This window comes from Psychrobacter pulmonis, from assembly GCF_904846465.1.
In the GTDB taxonomy this organism is placed as follows: domain Bacteria; phylum Pseudomonadota; class Gammaproteobacteria; order Pseudomonadales; family Moraxellaceae; genus Psychrobacter; species Psychrobacter faecalis.
The window spans coordinates 50486-70386 of sequence record NZ_CAJHAT010000007.1; the positions used below are offsets into that span (position 1 = coordinate 50486).

The following is a 19901-nucleotide window of genomic DNA, read 5'->3' on the forward strand; positions in this document are numbered from 1 at the left end:
AATTTTCTTTATAAGGGCGTTCATTTATAAATGGTTTTCTTTGCTTGATTGCTTATACAAGGTCAAAAAATCTTCTATTTATCTTGTATTGGCCAATACTTTTTAATTAACCGTTAATGGGGGCTTAAAAGACAGTCGCGCTAACAGCAGTGCTAAATGCCTAAAAATGCGTCACAGCCCTACGATAAACGCTGCTTTGCGGTTGTGTTTTGGTAACGATGAATTGTAAAAGTGACGGTATAGCGCCATTATTAGCACAATATATTGCTGCTGCGATATTCACGCCATGAAACGGTTAGCTGCGAAACTATCGGTTATAAAATCCAGTAGGCGATAAAGTATAAGTGCATATAAGTGGTTAACATTAAAAAAGCGATTAAAAAACGTTTTGTTTGTTATTTATCATTAGGAGAGTCAACGATGACGCGTAAATCTTTTTTAAAACCTATGTTGCTATCAGCAGTATTAGCGACCTCTACTGTTGGTTTGAGCGGTTGTGGCTATAACAATTTGCAGGCGCAAGATGAGCAGGTTACCGCGGCTTGGTCAGAAGTGGTCAACCAATATCAGCGTCGTTCGGACTTAGTACCAAACTTAGTCAAAGTCGTGCAGCAATACGCTAAGCAAGAGCAAGAAGTATTTACTCAAGTCGCGGCAGCGCGTTCACAAGCGGGCGGTATTACAGTCACGCCAGAGCTGCTCAATGACCCTGAAGCAATGGAGCGCTATGCGGCTGCCCAAGATCAGATGACTGGCGCGCTATCGCGTTTGATGGCGGTTTCTGAGCGCTATCCTGAGCTAAAATCTGATGCTTTGTTCCAAGATTTGCAGGCGCAGCTGGAAGGTACAGAAAACCGTATTACGGTGGCGCGTAACCGTTATATCCAAGAAGTTCAAGGTTATAACACTACCGTGCGTCAGTTCCCAACCAATATTACGGCCAAAGTATTTGGCATGGACGCCAAACCAAACTTTAGCGTTGCCAATGAAAAAGAAATATCGACTGCACCAAGTGTCAACTTCGGCGACGATAATGCGCAGACGGCGCAGTAAAGCAAAGTTTTCAGTCTAGGCGTTCTATCTACCATGATGGCGTATAAATGCTACTGTTTATATGACAGTGCGTTTATTTAACAGTCCGTTTATTTGCTCAAAAATGATAGAACGCCTTAATCGTAACTCGGTTTTTGCGTTGTTAGATGGCTTTTTATAGCCCTTGGTTTTGCCGTCATTTATTAGTACAGATGTTATTTGAGGTGGTATAGATTAGATGAAGCATTCAACAGCACTCTTATCCGCATTATTATTTACTCTAAGCATTGGAAGTGGCTCGCTGCTGCATGCAGCACCCGATGCTAATAATAATACGGCGGTTGCTAGCGATAGCACCTCAGATATGCAAAACCGTAGTGTCGAGGAATTGGTAGCGATTGCAAAAGCTGCCGAAACTAATGAAGCCATCAACGATGCCGTCTTAGGTAACGAAGCAATTAACGAAGCTGTTCTTGGCAATGATGCTATCAATCCTAATGCTGCTAATTCCGATAGTAATACGACCACCTCAACAACTTCTAATCGTCCGCCTGTACAATCAAGCGCTCAGGGTGTCGATGCCGATAAGCTCATCTTAAACTCGCCAGTTATCGACCAAGCCAATATCTTAAACCCGCAAGAAAAGCAGCGTTTAGAGGCGCAGCTAAGAGGCATTTATCAGCAAGGTTTGGCGCAAGCTGCGGTGGTCATTGTACCGACCACCAATGGCATGCCAATCTTTGATTATGCGCTACAAGTTGCCGAAAAATGGCAGCTGGGTAATAAAGATATTGACGATGGCCTGCTAATGGTCGTTGCCGTTAATGACCGCAATATCTATATTTTAACGGGTTACGGACTAGAAGGGGTGTTGCCAGATTCGGCGGTCAACCGTATTATTCGCGAAGACATCACACCGCTATTTAAGCAAAATGACTATGGCGCTGGGATATTGGCGGGCGTTGGCGCGCTGCAAACGCGCCTGACCGCTGATCCTGAAGTATTGGCGCGTGCCGATGCGCAAGCGGCTGAACGCGGTCAAAATCAAAATGACATTGGTGATAACCCATCGCCAGTGTTTTTATTTGTCATGGCAATGATATTTGGTAGCTTTATTACCAGTATCTTTGGGCGCATCTTTGGTTCTATCCTGACCGCTGGCGGTTTCTTTGTAGGCTCGCTGGCCTTGGGCGGCGGTTTCTTTATGACGTTAATTATGGCGATATTTATATGGCTGTTTTTAATTTCGCGTGGCTCAGGCGGCGGTCGTGGAGGACGCGGCGGTGGCGGCGGTATAGTATTCCTGCCCGGTATGGGCGGTGGTAGTGGAGGTTTCGGCGGCGGAGGTTTTGGTGGTGGCGGCTTCGGCGGCGGTGGCGGCGGCTTTGGCGGCGGCGGCGCGGGCGGCTCTTGGTAGAGGCGATTTCTATAAGAGTAAGAAGGGTAAATTAGGCTCAGACATTAGAAAATTGCCAGCAATGGCGTACTTGAGGATATAATATAATGGTAAAAAGCAATTCGTCGCAGGCAAGTTTTGCGCGTTGGTGGCGTCAAGTACTGTTTGTCCCTATGTTGCATAGCAAGTGGCTCACGCCCGCGGCCAAAGCTCGGCTGACAGAGCAGGTGACGCTGGCTGAGCGCGGACATCGCGGCGAGGTGTTTTTAATTATCGAAAATCACTTACCTATCCAAGATGCTTATCATCTTGACTGCCGCGATCGAGCGATTGATTTATTTAGCGAATATCGCGTGTGGGATACCGAAGAAAACACCGGCGTTTTGATTTATGTCAATATTTGCGAGCACAAGCTAGAAATCGTCGCTGACCGCGGTATCAGCACGCATGTCAGTCCAACCGTGTGGAGCGCCATGTGCGAAAAGGCGGTCTCAGGTATCGCCAATCAAAAAACTGAAGAAAGTCTGATGGAGTTGTTGGACGAGGTAGGTCAGTTATTGCGTCAGTATTATCATCTTGAACATGACCCTGCTGGCAATGAGCTGTCCGATACTGTGGTGTTTTTAAAATAGCAATTTTTTAAAATAATAGTTTCTTTATTAACAATTTTTCAAACTAACAGCATTTTTAAAATAACGCTTAAAGAAATAACAAGTAAGTTTAGATACAGGACCATGCCAATACCATGATTGAGCTGATAAAAAAATTGCCAAAAGCAGAGCTGCATTTACATATCGAAGGCTCATTAGAACCGGAGTTGATGTTTAGACTGGCGAAAAAGAACAATATCGCTATCCCTTATAAGGATATCGAAGACGTCCGCCGTGCCTATAATTTTACCAATCTACAAACTTTCTTAGATATCTATTATGCGGGCGCCAACGTTCTGATTACCAAAGACGATTTTTATGATTTAACGTGGGAATATATTCTAAAGTGTGTCGAAGATAATGTCGTCCATACGGAAATATTTTTTGATCCGCAAACTCATACTGCAAGAGGGGTTGAGTTTGCGACAGTCATTACTGGTATTAAAGAAGCGCTTGCCGATGCCAAAGAAAAATACGGCATCACCTCTTGTATTATCATGTGCTTTTTACGCCACTTATCGCAAGAAGAGGCGTTTGAGACTTTAGAGCAAGCAATGGCGTTTAAAGATGATATTATCGGCGTCGGTCTGGATTCTTCAGAATTGGGCAACCCTCCCGCCAAGTTTAAAGAAGTGTTTAAAAAGGCCAAAGAAGCAGGCTTTAAGCTGGTCGCTCATGCTGGCGAGGAAGCAGATTTTTCTTATATTTATGAAGCGTTAGATTTATTGCAAATCAATCGCATTGATCATGGCGTACAATCGATAAAAAGTGCAGCGTTGATGCAACGCCTAAAAGATGAGCAAATGCCGCTGACAGTTTGCCCCAATTCTAATATTGAGCTCAAGGTATTTGAGAGTTACAAACAGCACAATATTAAAGAGCTGCTAGACTATGGCTTAAATGTCAGCGTCAACTCTGATGATCCGGCTTATTTTAAAGGGTATATGAATCAAAACTTTATCAATATATGCAACCATCTACCGCTGACAGAAAATGATATCGTTACTTTGGTAAAAAACTCTTTTAGATCTTCATTTATAAATAATGAATTAAAAGAGAAATACCTAGCGCAAGTGGATTTTGCTCTCCGGTAGGGGCGATTAAAGATATCTTCATTGATTAAGGCTTAACGGTTATATAAATCGTTAAGCCTTTTCCTTTTTTACAAAGTGCTTTTTAGGCGACAGTTACATGGCCGTAATTTTTTGGATTAATAACGGCATAATAATCCCAGCCTTTTCTGCTAGAGTAATATCAACGATGGTATTTGGCGTTGGATGTGGGTTTATCTCGATGATTTTAGCGCCGTTATCTTTTGCCAATTGTGCGAGACCTGCCGCAGGATAAACGAGACTTGAGGTGCCAAGACTCATAAACACTTCACAATTGGCCGCCGCGTCCTCCGCTGTCTGCCATGCTTGTACAGGCAACGCCTCGCCAAACCAGACGATATCGGGACGTATATAGCCTTCACAGTGCGAGCAAGTAATCAGAGCGTCACTATAATCTATGGTATCAGCACTATTATATGAGCCTCTAGATTGCTCTTGGTAGGGCGCATCGCATTGACTGCAGCGATTTTGCCAAAGATTGCCATGTAAATGGGTGACACTACTACCTGCCTGTTCATGCAAATCGTCGACATTTTGGCTAATAAGCGTCAATTGCTGCTCGGTAGATTGGCTATGATATTGCCACTGCGCTAAAGCTTCATGGGCAGGGTTTGGTTTTTTCTCAGCGACCAATTGCCTGCGCCACTGATACCATGACCACACCAGTTTTGGGTCGCGAGCAAAAGCCTCAGGCGTTGCCAAGTCCTCAGCCACATAGTTTTCCCAAAGGCCCGTTTGCTTATCTCGAAACGTTGGAATGCCACTTTCTGCTGAAATCCCAGCGCCCGTTAAAATACAGATGCACTGTTTTGAGCCCAGCAATTTGGCAGCGCGCTCGACTTCGGCTATTAACGCAGGTGATAATTCTGTTAACATGAGCCATCCCTTTTTAAGATTGGATATAGACTTCTATGATAGATGGTATTTGGTGGCTTGTCATATTGCTCGCGGTTGTCATCGGACTATGGGTATTGGCAAAATCGCGCGCGCCTAAAGCCGCCGATAAGCACAACCTAAAGTCGGGGCGCGCAAAAACACCACTCAATGATGCGCTACAAAAAACTGCAGAATTGGTTAAGCAGTATTTTCCTGACTACCGTGTCAACCGAAAAGCCAATCATTTACTGATTAGCAAGCAAGATAAAAAAGTGGCTATGATTACCATTGATAAAAAGCTTGCCGCGGGTCAGCGCCGTTTGGGAGACGTACCCGTGATTAATTATCACCGTATCCCCAGCCGTGCTCAGCTAATGGCGAATTTGCAAGATGCAGAGTAGGTTTTTATAAATTAAATAGATTTAACAACTTTATATACAACATTTTAACGTTGTTAGCGCAAAATGATAGGCCGAAGTTAACAGCGCAAAATGATAGGCCGAAGTTAACAGCGCAAAGCGTTGCCGTTAAAGTGTTATGAGGTAATAGGTAGGACTAGAAAAGGGTAAAAAACGACTGATTATAATGATTGGTGCGCTCGGCGGGAATCGAACCCACGACCCTCGGCTTCGGAAACCGATACTCTATCCAACTGAGCTACGAGCGCATAATTGATCGACTAAAATCCAATAAACCGATGACGTGTATAAATAAGTGCAATTGGCTGTCGTTAGAACGAAAAGGCGTCTAAAAATTAAGACCGCTTAGTCTAACAAATAAAAGTCATAAAGCCAATGAATGAAGGCCGCTATTGGCGTTTTTTAAGAAAAAACACCATAGTCGGCAAACAGGCATGGCAATCCACCTGTCTTTTCCCTTATAATGTCAGGGAGAATTCATATTTATAATCACCGATTACAAGCGCGCCCGTATGCGGGATGGCTGTTTGCTATTGATAACTGCTTGGTTATCAAAGGAGGACAAACAGAATGTCCAAGTCGTGTCGGCCCTTGTATACGCAATAAGAGAACGTGACGAATGAGAAAAGTAGTTATGTTATCGGCAGCTGCCATTCTAGGAATCGCTAGTATCGCTGTGAGCCAAGCCGAAAGTGTTGTAGACACGCCTGTAACCGTATCTGATGTCGCAGAAGGGCAAGAGGTTGTCGATAACTTGCCTGAAAAATTGGGTGACGATACCAAAGCTGCTGCTGATACTACCGATGGCGCTGCAGCTACCGATGAAGCTGCACAAGCAGACGCGACCGATGCAGATGCACCTGCTGAAGAAGCAACAGCCGCTGCCGCACCTGCCGCTGAAGAAGAGCCTATTCCGCAAGATACGCCACAAGTACAAAAGCTCATCGCTTTGTATCCTAACTTGATTGCTCGTATTCAGCCGGTTGCTAAAGTCTGCTTTGAGGACGACGAAGTATGCGACGTCACTGCACGTTCTGCAGGGCCAGCAGCAGGTGATGGTCCGCGTGATGGTAAAGCCGTTTATAACGCTACCTGCCAAACGTGTCACGCCTCAGGCTTACTTGGCTCGCCTATGCTAGGTGATGCTGGCGCTTGGGGTCCTCGTATCGCCAAAGGTAAAGATACCTTGTATACCCATGCTATCAACGGCTTTAACGCTATGCCTGCTAAAGGTGGCGCTGATATCCCTGATGAAGAAGTACAAAGCGCAGTGGATTATATGGTTGATGAAGCAAGCTAATTGCCTGTGCCATATGTAAAAAAGCAATAGAAAAAAGTAGGAGACGGTAAAGTAGCTATCGTCTCCTACTTTGCTTTTTTATCATTATTCTCCTTTAACATATAAATATATTGAGAGCACTTTACAGTATTGCGGATATCAGTAATCATATATAGAAGCTTATAAAGCGCCTATTTCATTTAATGAGGTAGGCGTTTTTTTGTGGGCGTCGATTGATATTATTAATATCGTGGTTATATCATCCTAACGTTGAAATCTGCGACCGCGAGCCTCACATCTAGACACTAGACTCGTCGTAAGAGACGAGAGCAAATATGAGAGAAACTAACTTTTCCCGAATCGTCTTCTATATTCCTTTATAGATACATCATTATTAAAGAGGTATTCATGTCTGAGGTGCCAGCGCTATCTATTCAGAACCTATCTAAAACCTATGGCAACGGGTTTTCGGCATTAAAAGATGTCAGCTTGACAGTGCCACAAGGTGGATTTTTTGCGCTCCTTGGGCCAAATGGTGCGGGCAAATCAACGATGATTGGTATCATTAGCTCCCTGTTTAAGCCAACGGCGGGTAGTGTGCATATCTTTGGTACTGACTTATTGGCTGAACCTTCAAAAGCCAAACAGTTTTTGGGCGTGGTACCGCAAGAATTTAACTTTAATCAGTTTGAAAAAGTTGAAGATATTTTGATTACTCAAGCCGGCTATTTTGGTATTGCAGCAAAAGAGTCTAAGCCGCGAGCAGAAAAACTGCTCAAAGCATTGGGCTTATGGGATAAGCGCGATAATAAAGCGCGCGAGCTATCGGGCGGTATGAAGCGCCGATTGATGATTGCGCGCGCCTTGATTCATAAACCAAAGCTATTGATACTCGACGAACCAACGGCTGGGGTCGATATCGAGCTGCGCCGCTCGATGTGGGAATTTATGCAGCAGATTAACGTTGAAGAAAATACCACGATTATTTTGACCACCCATTATTTGGAAGAAGCAGAGCAGCTTTGTAAGCGTATCGCTATTTTGGATCACGGTGAGATTCGTATTAATACAGAAATGAAAGATTTATTAGCGCAGTTATCGGTCGAAACTTTTGTCTTTGATTTGGCGACGCCATTGACCAAGCAAATTGCTTTAACAGGGGTTACTGACACGCTACAGCCTGATGATTTAACGCTTGAAGTGACCCTGACAGAAGGGGAGTCGCTAAACGGTGTCTTTGAGCAGTTGTCTAAGCAAGGCGTTTTGGTCGCCAGTATGCGTAATAAAGCCAACCGTTTAGAAGAGTTGTTTATGCGCTTGGTCGATAAAAGCTTGCATGAACCTTTAAGCTCGTAGGCTGTTTTATTCATAATTTCTCGATTTACCCACCCACATAAATAGACCACTATAAATATAGCAACCATATAGGCAACACTGCGGGCCGTGATAGCGTTTTGATATTAGCCTGTAGACTGCTTAGGAGAGATAACGCATGAACTTCGCACAACGCTGGATTGCTTTTCGCACCCTGCTGATTAAAGAGATTCGCCGCATATTACGCATCTGGCCGCAAACATTATTGCCGCCAGTCATTACGATGAGCCTGTATTTTGTCATCTTTGGTAAAATGATCGGTTCGCGCGTGGGCGAGATGGGCGGTGTGCCATACATGCAGTTTATCGTGCCCGGTTTGATTATGATGGCGATTATCACCAACAGTTACTCAAACGTGGTCTCGAGCTTTTTTAGTGCTAAGTTTCACTCGAGCATTGAGGAGCTGCTGGTATCGCCAATCTCTAAGCACGCTATTTTGACCGGTTATATCAGTGGCGGTATTTTCCGCGGACTGGCGGTTGGGGTCATCGTCTTTATTGTGGCGTTATTTTTTACCAAGCTGGGTATTGAGCACTTATTTATTACCTTATTTACGGTGATTGGCACCTCGGTTTTATTCTCGCTTGGTGGCTTTATCAACGCCGTATTTGCGCGCTCATTTGATGATATTTCTATTATTCCAAGCTTTGTGTTGACGCCGCTGACCTATCTTGGCGGGGTGTTTTATTCGATGGAAAATTTATCACCATTTTGGCAAAATATTTCACTGTTAAACCCAATTGTCTATATGGTGAATTCTTTCCGCTACGGTATCCTTGGCTATTCTGATGTCAATGTGTGGTATTCGATGGCGGCTATCTTTGTTTTTTGCGTCATTTTTTATATCATCTCTTATCGACTATTAAGTGATGGTTCGCGTATTCGTTTATAAGTTGCTGTGAGTTCTATATATAATCTCTAGCATTTTAACTATCATTAGTTTTACTATTAGGAATTAGCCATGAGTATTCACGGTATTTTAGGCGAACAAACCACTGATTATCCAACTGAGTATAGTCCTGAGACCCTCTATCCAATAGCGCGCAATCTAGGGCGCGATGTGATTGGCTGGCAAGATGATAAGCTAGCAGTGGGCGTCGATTGGTGGCACGCCTTTGAGCTGTCTTGGTTAAATGCACAAGGTATCTCGCAAGTGGCTATTGCGCGTTTTGGTATCCCGGCAAGCTCGCCGTTTATCGTCGAATCAAAGTCATTAAAACTATATTTAAATAGTATTAACTTTACTGAGTTTGGTAGTTGGGATGAGGTGCAAGCGTTGATTGCTAAAGACTTATCGTCATGCGTTCAAGCAGAAGTAACCGTTGAAACATTTAGCCTAAATGATGACTTGGATGATAAAGCAACAGGCTTGTTAATTGCTCAACCTGAAGGCGTTTGTATTGATGAGGCACTTGCCAATAGCAGCGAGAAAGTCGCGCTAACGGAACATCCTGACGCGTCATTGCTAGAGAGCAAGGCAGATGATAATAATTTAGCAAGCAACAATACGGCGGAAGTTGCGCAGCCTTATACTTTTTATTCTAACTCGCTGCGGAGTAATTGTCCGGTGACCAATCAGCCCGATTGGGGGACGTTAGCGGTTTCAATTACCAGTGATAAAGCAGTCGATGCAGCGAGCATGCTGCGTTATGTTTTAAGTTTCCGTCAGCATAATGGTTTTCATGAGCAGTGTGTCGAGCAAATATTTGCTGATTTAAGCAAACATTATGAGCCAAGCGAGCTGATGGTGCGCGCGTGGTATACACGTCGCGGCGGTATCGATATCAATCCTTGCCGCGTCAGTGATATAAAGTTATTACCGCAGCCAAGCCGCTTAATTCGCCAGTAAAGTAATGGTTTTATTTAAATTGATTTTGCAGCGTTTGGTTTAAAAAAGCGCCTATCTGATTCAGATAGGCGCTTTTTTATTGAGCAAGTTTTAGTAAAAACTATTTGCCGCTTACTTTTGCCATCACTTCTTCGCGGCTCAGCATTTGCTTTTCTGTTTCGCGGCGATTGACGTATTCGTATTTGCCTTCAGCCAAGTTACGGTCTGAAACCACGATACGATGCGGAATACCAATCAGTTCAAGGTCAGCAAACTTCACGCCCGGGCGCTCATTACGGTCATCAAGTAGGACGTTAACCCCTTGAGCTTTTAGCTCTTCATACAGCGCGGTCGCCGTCTGCATGACGGTGTCTTCTTTTGACTTCATCGGTATGATAGCGACTTCAAACGGCGCAATTGAATCTTCAATGCTTGGCGTTTGTGGCCACATAATGCCGTTTTCATCGTTGTTCTGCTCGATAGCAGCTGCGATGATACGACTAACGCCAATACCGTAGCAACCCATCATCATGGTCACAGGCTTGCCATCTTCGCCAGAGACAGTCGCATTCATCGCTTGCGAGTATTTATCACCCAACTGGAAGATATGACCGACTTCGATACCGCGTTTGATTTTTAGGCTGCCTTTACCGTCAGGAGAAGGATCGCCTTCTTGTACATTGCGCACATCAACGACGCGGGTAATACTGGCGTCACGCGCCCAGTTCATACCGATGGTATGTTTATTAACTTCATTGGCGCCCGAGACAAAATCTGACAAAGACGCTGCCGAGCGATCGACAAATACGGGCATATCCAAATCAACGCCGATATAACCTTTATGCAAACCAGCGGCTTTAAGCTCTTCATCGGAGGCCATCGTTAGCGGTACATTGGCTTCTTCAATTTTCTCCGCTTTAATGGTATTTAGCTGATGGTCACCGCGTAAGACTATCGCGATTAATTGCGGCTCATCATCTTCGGTATGACCATGGACAATTAAGGTTTTTACCGTGGTTTCTAATGGTACGCCTAGATGCTCAGCAACCATTTTACAGCTGGTCATGTCTTCTGTTAAAACATCTTCGCGCTCCATTTTTGGTGGCTGACGCTCAGCGGTGCTGACCGATTCGGCAAGCTCAACGTTGGCTGCATAATCAGAAACGTCAGAGAAAGCGATATCATCTTCACCGCTGTCTGCCAACACATGAAACTCATGCGACGCAAAACCGCCAATAGAACCGGTATCCGCTTGCACGGCACGGAAATCTAAACCCAAACGGGTAAAGATGCGCGTATAAGCGTCGTACATCTCATGGTAAGTCTTTGCCAAAGACGCTTGGTCAGCGTGGAACGAGTAAGCGTCTTTCATGGTGAATTCACGCGCACGCATCACGCCAAAACGTGGACGAATCTCGTCACGGAACTTACCTTGGATTTGGAAAAAGGTAATCGGCAACTGCTTATAACTGCGCAGCTCACCTTGAGCAAGGTTGGTGATGACTTCTTCGTGCGTCGGCCCCAAGACAAAATCGCGGTCATGACGGTCTTTAAAGCGTAGCAGCTCAGGACCATAGTCATTAAAACGCCCGGTCGTTTGCCAAAGCTCGGCAGGCTGGGTCATTGGCATTAGCACTTCTTGAGCGCCGACGTTTTGCATCTCTTCGCGAACGATGCGTTCGACTTTTTGCAACACGCGTAAACCCATCGGCAGCCAGATATACAATCCAGAAGCGATTTTACGAATAAGACCTGCTCTTACCATGAGTTGGCTTGAGGCGATATCAGCGTCGCTGGGCGTTTCTTTTAGCGTGGCAAACAAAAATTGACTGGCTTTCATAAATAAAGCGGAACCTTATCAACGATAAAATAAATAAGAAATAGGAGGATATTTAGCGTGTGCTTTGGTGGCCGACGCAAGCTTACCTTTTATCACTTGGTAATAGTCTAGGACCTGCCTAGCTAAAAAGTACTGCAACAAGCAGCACGTTATTAGAAAGTGCGTTTATAAAACGCCTTACAAAAAGGGTGAAACTTTTATTTTTGTATGAATACATCCATATCGACAGCGTCATATTTTTGGCAAAAAAGCCAGAAAAATGGGTGCATGCCAACATTTTGCTTATACAATCTGACTATGTTAGGTAAAGTTCGCCTAAGACGCAATGACTTTTTGTTGTTTCATCCCAAACAGTGGCTAAACTCAATAACAATGCTAAAAATAAGCGGATTTTTAAACTCAAAATCCACCAATTTTGGAGACTCAAAGATAAAACTCTGGTTAGCTGATAAAGCAGCACGATTTATAGATTCTGGACATAAAAGAATAAAGGGATAAATAGTGAAGCAAAAGCTAGTTTTTAAAGTGGCATCAAGCTCATTAATTATGTAGAAGAATGGTAGTAACTGCTTGAAATGATTATAAACAACTAGCATTAAAGGCTTAGTATTTAGCAATTTTATGCTGATAAGAATTAATATAAAACCTTGAGGTAGTTTACATGGTCAACCCTGATAATCACTCTCCCGCGGCTAATAATAATGACAAGCACCCGCAAGCGAAAAAACCCATCTCCATGCTATCGTGGCTGGTATTGCTTATCGGTCTTGCCGCGCTCGCTTTTGCGATATACAGCGCGCAAAACCTCAGCAAAGAAGAACCGATAGAAACCATTACCCGTGAAGGGGTGGTGATGCAAATTCAAAAATTAAATCGTTTAGAGACGGTGGCATTCAGTGTCGATACCGTTATTACTAGCCAAAAGCCAGGCAGTTGGATGAAGCTGTGGCAAGATGAGCAAAAGGGTTTGTTTATTGCACGCGGGCGCGTAGAAGCAGGGATTGATTTGAGTGCATTAACGCCAGAGATGGTACAGGTGGTGCAGCCAGAGATTGATGTTGAACAGGTGCAGGAAGCTGATGCTAATACACCTGTTTCAATGTTGCCGCAAATCAATATTACCTTGCCGCCGTCAGAGATATTTTCTGTTTATTTAGACGATATCGAAATCTATGATTGGCAAACGGGCGCTTTTGGTATGATGCAGGTCGATCCAAAAATCTTGCAACAAGCGCAAAGTATGGCGAAAAAAGAAGTCCTTGAGCGTGCTTGCCGCGGTGATGTGATGAATCTGGCATTAGAAAATGCGCAAACCCAATTGCAGCAGTTATTTTCATTGACGGGTGCTGTCGTAACGGTCTCCACGCAGGGAGCAGGCGCGTGTCAAATGCCAACGGCTTAATACTTAAAATGGTTTAACGAAACGCCACACCACTTAACAGATGTTGCTTGAATTTATTGGCAATAGGGTTACTATATTATATAGCAGGACTTATTTATTATTAACGATAGCCTTATAAATGCTGTCGTTGAAATAAGCTTATATGATATAAGAGGTGGCGTATATGACAACTTCCAATAATCAGCCCTCCGTTCATGAGAAACGCGAATTAATCAAGCAGCCTAAAGCAAAAGAATCGCTACCTTTTGCGACGTGGGTGCTGCTCATCATAAGCTTTACTTGTCTTGCGTATGCTATTTATACCATTCAGACACGAATAGTAAAGCCAGCTATCGATATAGATAGTGCAGCACAAAGCAGTTTGGTACAAACTGGTAGTGCGCCACAAGAGGTAGCTCAAGTAGAAAACTAGCGCTTTTTACTAAAAATGTCAGCGTTGTTTTTTAAACTCAGCAATCGCCAGTTGTCGTGCTGCCTTATGCTCAACCATCGGCACAGGATAAGCAATGTCAGCAAACTGACCGCCCTTTGTGAGCGCTTTACGCATTTTATCTTCACTATGCAAAATTCTGCTTGGCACGTCTTTTAATTCTGGCAGCCAAGTCTTAATAAATAATCCATCAGTATCATGGCTCTTAGCTTGGCTAAAAGGGTTCATAATACGGAAGTAAGGTGCGGAATCTGTGCCAGTTGACGCGCTCCATTGCCAGCCGCCATTATTGGATGCAAAATCGCCATCTATCAGCTGCTGCATAAAGTAACGCTCGCCCAAGCGCCAATCCATTAATAAATCTTTGGTCAAAAACATCGCCGTCACCATCCGTAAGCGATTGTGCATAAACCCGGTCGCATTGAGACAGCGCATCGCCGCATCGACCAATGGCACGCCTGTCATGCCTGTGCACCATGCCTTAAAATCATCCTGATTATATGACCAGTTAATCTTGTTATCGGTTTCTTCTTTATAAGCTTTATGGCGAATAAGCTCGGGCTTATCATCTAAAACATGACGATAAAAGTCGCGCCACGCCAGTTCACTTATCCAGCGGTTAATATCGTTGTTATCGGACCTATCTGACTTATCAAAGCTATCGAAATTATCGCTATCATTATCCTGTAATCTCTCTAATGCTTTTGTGGCTTGCAGATAACAAAGTCTTGGGCTTATTGCGCCAATAGTGAGGTAGGCTGATAGCTGGCTAGTCGCTTGCAAATTTGGCACATCGCGGCTGATGTCATAGTTATCGATATCATCCGCGATAAAATCCTCTAAACGCTTGCAAGCAGCTCCTTCACCAGCAGGATAAGCCGTTCTAGCTTGCTCAAGCTGAGCGCCAAAATCAATGTGCTGATACGCTAGGGCAGTCTCTAACCGTTTTTGATAATCTTCGACGGCTTTTTTACTGAGTTGTTCTATGTCTTTAACAGTATTGGCGCTCTCTTTTGCAGTTTTTAGGGTAGTTTTTGACTGGCTGATTTTTGACTGATAGTTTACCGCCATGGCTTGGTGCATTTGTAAATTGCTAACGTCCAAGGTATGCCGCCATTTATTATAAAATGGGGTAAAGACTTGATACATGCTATCGTCATTGGTGGTAATGGTTTTTGGTGGCAAGATGCACTGGTCGTGCCAGCGGATAAATTTGATATCTGATTTGGCAAGTTGTTTGGTTAGTTCTTGGTCGCGGTCAATCTCATTACCTTCGTACTCATGATTTGCCATGACAACATCGATATCATTTACCTCACACAACGTGCTTAGCGTCTCAACACAGTCAGAAAAGCTGGCACAGAGCTGGACGGTTAAGTTGATATTTAAGCGTTTTTGCAAAGAGGTTGCTAAGAGTGGCAAGGTGCGGGCGATATGATCGAGCTGGGTGAGTGACATATCATGTGCATGCCATTGTTCAGGCGTCATAAAAAAAATAGCGCTGACTCGCGCATTATCCGCATTTGCACGTTCACAAAGCGCTGCCAATGCCGTATTGTCATGAACTCGCAGGTCACGACGAAACCACATTAAATAATGTGCGGGGTTTGCACTCGTCGTATTATTGCTAGCAATGTGCTGAGACGTTGCCGCCACCGTTTTAGACATTCTACCTTTCCTATATTAATCAATCGCAATCATAAACAAAACTGTGAATAAAAGTATGCTAGGATAAGTTTTTGGATGCAATGGATTTGCCATTCAATTAACAAATCATCATATTTGCTTTTTAGCGTTGGCAATCAATATTTATCGTCATCTATGTATTCGAGCCAATCTATCAACGTTATATTTAGTGTCATGTCTATTTTATGTTATATCTAAGGTCACATTATGCAGGTGAAGTTTTGTGGTTTTACCCAGCCTAGTGATATTAAAATGGCTGCTCAGTTGGGTGTCGATGCCGTCGGCTTAGTGTTTTATCCACCAAGTCCACGCGCTGTTACTATTGAGCAGGCGCAATTGCTAAGTGCTTCTTTGCCCGCTTTTATAAGTGTCGTGGCCTTGGTGGTCAATATGCCGCGAGCAGAACTTATTGAACTGGCAAACCATGTCCCTTTTGATATCATTCAATTTCACGGTGATGAAACGCCCGAACAGTGTCAGCAGCTGGCAAGCGCGGTCAATAAACGCTGGATAAAAGCCTTACGTATTAATACCGAGCAGCACACCACTGCTGGCGTAAGCGCTCAAATTGATGAGTTTGCTGTTGCTGGCGCGAACAGTATTTTGCTCGATGCTTACCATCCTCATAAGTATGGCGGCACAGGTGCACGTTTTGACTGGAGTTTGCTACCGCAAGACAGCTCGCTGCCTATTATTTTAGCGGGCGGGCTTGATGCCGACAATGTCGCTGCTACTTTAGAGCTGCCGATTTATGCCGTCGATGTCAGTGGCGGTATTGAGTCGGGCAAAGGTAAAAAAGACGCTGCCAAAATGCGTGCCTTTATGAAAGCAGTTAAACGCGACCGATGGCAAAACGAGACGCCGAGCGAACCTTCGAATAACAGTAATTAGCTTTTTAACGGTGGATTTATATTTATTAAATAGCTCATTACCTAAAACCCTTCCCTTTATTTATTCTAAAAAATACCACTTATTATAGTAGGAATTATCATGAGTCATGTCGCAAACAAAGATGTATCTGCTACTGCTAAAGCTATCAATACCTTTACCAATCCAGAAAACGTACAAGACTTTAACCAATATCCTGATGCGCGCGGACATTTCGGTGTGCATGGCGGTCGTTTTGTGTCTGAAACCCTGATGGCAGCGCTTGAAGAGCTTGAAACCTTATATACCAAAGTAAAAGCCGATCCGGCGTTTTGGGAAGAGTATCATAACGATTTGGTCAATTATGTCGGTCGTCCAACCCCGCTTTATCATGCCAAGCGCTTGAGTAATGAGATTGGTGGCGCGCAGATTTATTTTAAACGCGAAGACTTAAATCATACGGGCGCGCATAAGGTAAATAACACCATCGGGCAGGCGCTACTTGCCAAAATGTGCGGTAAAAAGCGTATCATCGCCGAAACTGGGGCGGGACAACATGGCGTTGCGACGGCAACGATTGCTGCGCGCCTAGGGTTAGAGTGTATCGTTTATATGGGTGCCGATGATGTCGAGCGCCAAAAGATGAACGTCTATCGTATGCGTTTGCTTGGTGCGACAGTGGTGCCAGTGACTTCAGGTTCGCGGACGCTGAAAGACGCCATGAACGAGGCCATGCGCGACTGGGTGACCAACGTTGATACGACTTATTATATCATTGGCACGGTTGCAGGGCCGCACCCTTATCCGCTACTGGTACGTGATTTCCAAGCGATTATCGGTAAAGAAGCGCGTATTCAACATTTAGAAAAAACGGGAAAATTACCTGATGCTTTGGTTGCCTGTGTCGGTGGTGGCTCAAATGCGATTGGTCTGTTTTTTGATTTTTTAAACGATACTGAGGTCAAAATGTATGGCGTCGAAGCGACAGGTGACGGCATAGAAACGGGTCGACATTCAGCGCCATTGGCCGCTGGCCGTATCGGTGTGCTGCATGGCAATCGTACTTACCTGATGGCAGATGATGAAGGCCAAATCCAAGAGACGCATTCTATCTCAGCGGGACTTGATTATCCGGGCGTTGGCCCTGAGCACAGCTTCTTAAAAGACATGAAACGCGTCGAATATGTTGGCTGTACTGATAAAGAGTCATTGGAGGGCTTTCATGAAGTGACGCGTAAAGAAGGGATTATCCCTGCGCTTGAATCTGCTCATGCGGTCGCCTATGCGCTGAAGCTGGCTAAAACCATGACGCCTGAGCAAAGCATTATCGTTAATATGTCAGGTCGCGGTGATAAGGATTTGCATTCGGTAATGAAGGCAGAAGGGATTGAACTGTAGCCACGTATTGTACTGCACCCTATAAATCCACTTTTATAAAATAAATTGATTGGCTCTTTTTAATATATATAGAGCCAATATAGCCAGTTTGAATTAATTGTAGAGAACACTATGACCCGAATTGAAAGCACCTTTGAAACCTTAAAAGCCCAAAATAAAAAAGCCCTGATTCCTTATGTAATGGCAGGCGATCCAACACCTGCTAACTTTGTCGGCTTACTACATGACTTAGTCAAGCACGGCGCAGATATGATTGAAGTAGGCTTGCCGTTTTCTGATCCAATGGCCGATGGCCCAACTGTTGCATCAGCTGGCGAGCGTGCGTTAGCAGCCGGTACTAGTACGCGTGATGCACTAAACATGGTGGCAGAATTCCGCAAACAAGATGCGCAGACGCCGATTATCTTAATGGGTTATCTGAATCCCGTGGAAATCATCGGTTATGACAATTTTGTCGCTTTATGCGAGCAATCAGGCGTCGATGGGATTTTGATGGTTGATTTGCCACCAGCCGAGGCGGGCAGCTTCACGCAGCATTTGACTGAACATGCGATGAACGAGATTTTCCTATTGTCACCAACCACTTTACCTGAGCGCCGCGAGCAAGTTCTGACCCATTGCGGTGGTTATATTTACTATGTGTCATTAAAAGGCGTGACCGGTTCGGCGACGCTCGATACCGATGATGTGGCTACCCAAGTGCAAGCGATTAAAGCCGAGACCGATTTGCCAGTATGTGTGGGCTTTGGTATTCGTGATGCGGCCTCTGCCAAAGCGATCGGTCAGCACGCCGATGGTATTATCGTCGGTAGTGCGCTGGTGCAAAACTTTGCTGATATCGATGCTAAAGATGCGACTGCGGTCGCAGCTGCTCAGCAAAAAATTATGGCAAAAATGGACGAGTTACGCGGCGCACTTGATAGTTTAACCGCCTAATATTATATCGAGTTTATTGGTATCTAAATTTGAAAGGCTTAGAAGGTCAGCGCAATTTTTATAACAATGTTTATAAAGACACAGGCAAATGACTTTGCTAAAGTTAGTTTACGTGTGTAAACTAACATCCCATATAAATTGTTACAGTTGCGTATAAGCGCTCTTTATAACTGCTGATGTTATAACGATATGTGACTTTTAAATTGATTCTTATAAACGGACTTCTTAGGGACAAGAGACTAAGCCAATTAAACCAAGCTGGCCGACTTGTCGATAAGCCTTTGATAATGGCGAATACTATGACTGATACGATAACAAAACCTGATATGACCACTGCAAATAATACTGAAACAAGCACGACTGAAAAAAATGGCAGTTCCGCTGGGCAATCATGGTTTGAGCGCCCGATACCGGGCATTAAACAGCAACTGACCGCACCTTTGACGGCTGTCGAAACTGAACCGTCAACCAAGTGTAGCAGCTGTCATTCGATGATTACCAATACGGCGCTAATTTTCAATTGCTATGTCTGCCCGCATTGTGACCATCATTTACCGATGAGTGCTCGTGAGCGCTTAAACTGGCTGCTCGACCAGGTAGAGGGTGAGCTAGGACAGCAGTTTACTGCCAAAGACCCATTGAGCTTTGTGGATAGTAAGCCGTATCCGCAGCGCATGAGCGAAGCACAAGACAAAACCGGCGAGTCTGAAGCACTGATTGTGATGTATGGTAAATTGCGCAATCTTGATATCGTGACGTGTGCCTTTGACTTCCGTTTTATGGGTGGCTCTATGGGCTCGGTGGTTGGCGACCGTTTTGTAGAAGCGGCTGAAAAAGCCCTTAAAGATAAAGTACCCTTAGTCTGCTTTGCTGCTTCTGGCGGTGCGCGTATGCAAGAGGGTCTGCTATCTTTGATGCAAATGGCTCGTACGGCAGCGGCGATTGAGCGTTTGCGCTTAGCTGGTGTGCCATATATTGTAGTATTGACCAATCCTGTTTATGGCGGTGTGACAGCATCACTTGCTATGCTTGGTGATATTCATTTGGCAGAACCAAAGGCCATGATTGGCTTTGCTGGTAAGCGCGTGATTGAACAGACAGTACGTGAGACGCTAGAAGAGCCATTCCAGCGTGCCGAGTTCTTATTAGAGCACGGGGTGGTCGATGAAGTGGTGCACCGTCATCAGCTCATTGATACCATTTACCGTCTGCTGGCAAAACTATGCCGCGTACCGAATGTTGATGCTTAACATGTGCTGAGCTGGTTTAGTAAACAGACAATCGAAATCGTTATGACTTAATAGCATTTATCGTCAATCACGGTAAATGCTATTTTTGCTTTTTGGCTAGGTAGTTATATACTGTCTCTATTTCTT

At 44.4% G+C, this 19901-nt stretch carries 18 protein-coding genes and 1 tRNA gene; 15 read left to right on the forward strand and 4 right to left on the reverse strand.

The features are described 5' to 3' along the window. Positions 1–420 precede the first annotated feature (420 nt). From JMX70_RS11270 to JMX70_RS11285, 4 genes are all read left to right on the forward strand, one after another. On the forward strand, positions 421–1053 hold the full coding sequence (locus JMX70_RS11270) for a LemA family protein (protein WP_144296370.1): 633 nt from the start codon (positions 421–423) through the stop codon (positions 1051–1053). A gap of 217 nt (positions 1054–1270) precedes the next feature. After that, positions 1271–2449: a TPM domain-containing protein gene (locus JMX70_RS11275; RefSeq protein ID WP_201592170.1), complete on the forward strand. Its 1179-nt coding sequence runs from the start codon at positions 1271–1273 to the stop codon at positions 2447–2449. Between the two features lie 86 nt (positions 2450–2535). After that, on the forward strand, positions 2536–3060 hold the full coding sequence (locus JMX70_RS11280; RefSeq protein ID WP_068408537.1) for a TPM domain-containing protein: 525 nt from the start codon (positions 2536–2538) through the stop codon (positions 3058–3060). A 113-nt stretch (positions 3061–3173) separates the two neighbouring features. Further along, positions 3174–4172, forward strand: coding sequence for an adenosine deaminase (locus JMX70_RS11285; protein ID WP_201592171.1), 999 nt, complete (start codon positions 3174–3176; stop codon positions 4170–4172). Positions 4173–4265: 93 nt separating this feature from the next. On the opposite strand, the gene JMX70_RS11290 is transcribed toward JMX70_RS11285, so the two are convergent. Further along, positions 4266–5066 carry an SIR2 family NAD-dependent protein deacylase gene (locus JMX70_RS11290; protein ID WP_201592174.1) on the reverse strand — a complete coding sequence of 267 codons (801 nt, stop codon included), beginning with the start codon at positions 5064–5066 and terminating at the stop codon, positions 4266–4268. Positions 5067–5101: 35 nt separating this feature from the next. Here JMX70_RS11290 and JMX70_RS11295 point away from each other — a divergent pair, with 35 nt between their 5' ends. After that, on the forward strand, positions 5102–5467 hold the full coding sequence (locus tag JMX70_RS11295; RefSeq protein ID WP_201592177.1) for a hypothetical protein: 366 nt from the start codon (positions 5102–5104) through the stop codon (positions 5465–5467). Between the two features lie 189 nt (positions 5468–5656). Here JMX70_RS11295 and JMX70_RS11300 read toward each other — a convergent pair. Continuing rightward, a tRNA-Arg gene (locus tag JMX70_RS11300) sits at positions 5657–5733 on the reverse strand. A 386-nt stretch (positions 5734–6119) separates the two neighbouring features. Here JMX70_RS11300 and JMX70_RS11305 point away from each other — a divergent pair. The 4 genes from JMX70_RS11305 (at position 6120) to queF (ending at position 9987) form a co-directional block, all read left to right on the forward strand. Then, positions 6120–6785: a c-type cytochrome gene (locus JMX70_RS11305; RefSeq protein ID WP_225211659.1), complete on the forward strand. Its 666-nt coding sequence runs from the start codon at positions 6120–6122 to the stop codon at positions 6783–6785. 387 nt (positions 6786–7172) lie between these two features. Continuing rightward, a complete protein-coding gene (locus tag JMX70_RS11310) occupies positions 7173–8120 on the forward strand; it encodes an ABC transporter ATP-binding protein (protein ID WP_068408527.1) in 948 nt (315 codons plus the stop codon). Between the two features lie 136 nt (positions 8121–8256). Then, positions 8257–9030 (forward strand): ABC transporter permease, encoded by a 774-nt coding sequence (locus tag JMX70_RS11315; protein ID WP_191691672.1) that lies wholly within the window; start codon positions 8257–8259, stop codon positions 9028–9030. A 69-nt stretch (positions 9031–9099) separates the two neighbouring features. Then, the gene (gene queF / locus JMX70_RS11320; protein ID WP_201592180.1) at positions 9100–9987 is read left to right on the forward strand and encodes an NADPH-dependent 7-cyano-7-deazaguanine reductase QueF; all 888 of its coding nucleotides are present in this window, start codon (positions 9100–9102) and stop codon (positions 9985–9987) included. A 100-nt stretch (positions 9988–10087) separates the two neighbouring features. Here queF and JMX70_RS11325 read toward each other — a convergent pair whose 3' ends face one another. Next, on the reverse strand, positions 10088–11806 hold the full coding sequence (locus JMX70_RS11325) for a proline--tRNA ligase (RefSeq protein ID WP_201592183.1): 1719 nt from the start codon (positions 11804–11806) through the stop codon (positions 10088–10090). 661 nt (positions 11807–12467) lie between these two features. Between JMX70_RS11325 and JMX70_RS11330 the strand changes: the two genes are divergently transcribed. Together JMX70_RS11330 and JMX70_RS11335 are read left to right on the forward strand one after the other, a co-directional pair. Then, a complete protein-coding gene (locus JMX70_RS11330) occupies positions 12468–13208 on the forward strand; it encodes a DUF4230 domain-containing protein (protein WP_201592186.1) in 741 nt (246 codons plus the stop codon). 163 nt (positions 13209–13371) lie between these two features. Further along, the gene (locus JMX70_RS11335) at positions 13372–13620 is read left to right on the forward strand and encodes a hypothetical protein (protein WP_144296360.1); all 249 of its coding nucleotides are present in this window, start codon (positions 13372–13374) and stop codon (positions 13618–13620) included. Between the two features lie 18 nt (positions 13621–13638). On the opposite strand, the gene JMX70_RS11340 is transcribed toward JMX70_RS11335, so the two are convergent. Continuing rightward, positions 13639–15306, reverse strand: coding sequence for a cryptochrome/photolyase family protein (locus tag JMX70_RS11340; RefSeq protein ID WP_201592189.1), 1668 nt, complete (start codon positions 15304–15306; stop codon positions 13639–13641). 225 nt (positions 15307–15531) lie between these two features. On the opposite strand from JMX70_RS11340, the gene JMX70_RS11345 reads away from it, so the two are divergent. The 4 genes from JMX70_RS11345 (at position 15532) to accD (ending at position 19775) form a co-directional block, all read left to right on the forward strand. Continuing rightward, positions 15532–16215, forward strand: coding sequence for a phosphoribosylanthranilate isomerase (locus tag JMX70_RS11345; protein ID WP_190295464.1), 684 nt, complete (start codon positions 15532–15534; stop codon positions 16213–16215). Positions 16216–16314: 99 nt separating this feature from the next. After that, entirely contained in the window at positions 16315–17589 is a 1275-nt protein-coding gene (gene trpB, locus JMX70_RS11350; RefSeq protein WP_227671257.1) for a tryptophan synthase subunit beta, read from the forward strand. Between the two features lie 111 nt (positions 17590–17700). Next, entirely contained in the window at positions 17701–18525 is an 825-nt protein-coding gene (gene trpA / locus JMX70_RS11355) for a tryptophan synthase subunit alpha (protein WP_201592192.1), read from the forward strand. A 287-nt stretch (positions 18526–18812) separates the two neighbouring features. Next, complete coding sequence (gene accD / locus JMX70_RS11360; protein ID WP_201592195.1) at positions 18813–19775, forward strand: acetyl-CoA carboxylase, carboxyltransferase subunit beta; 963 nt, start codon at positions 18813–18815, stop codon at positions 19773–19775. Positions 19776–19901 lie beyond the last annotated feature (126 nt).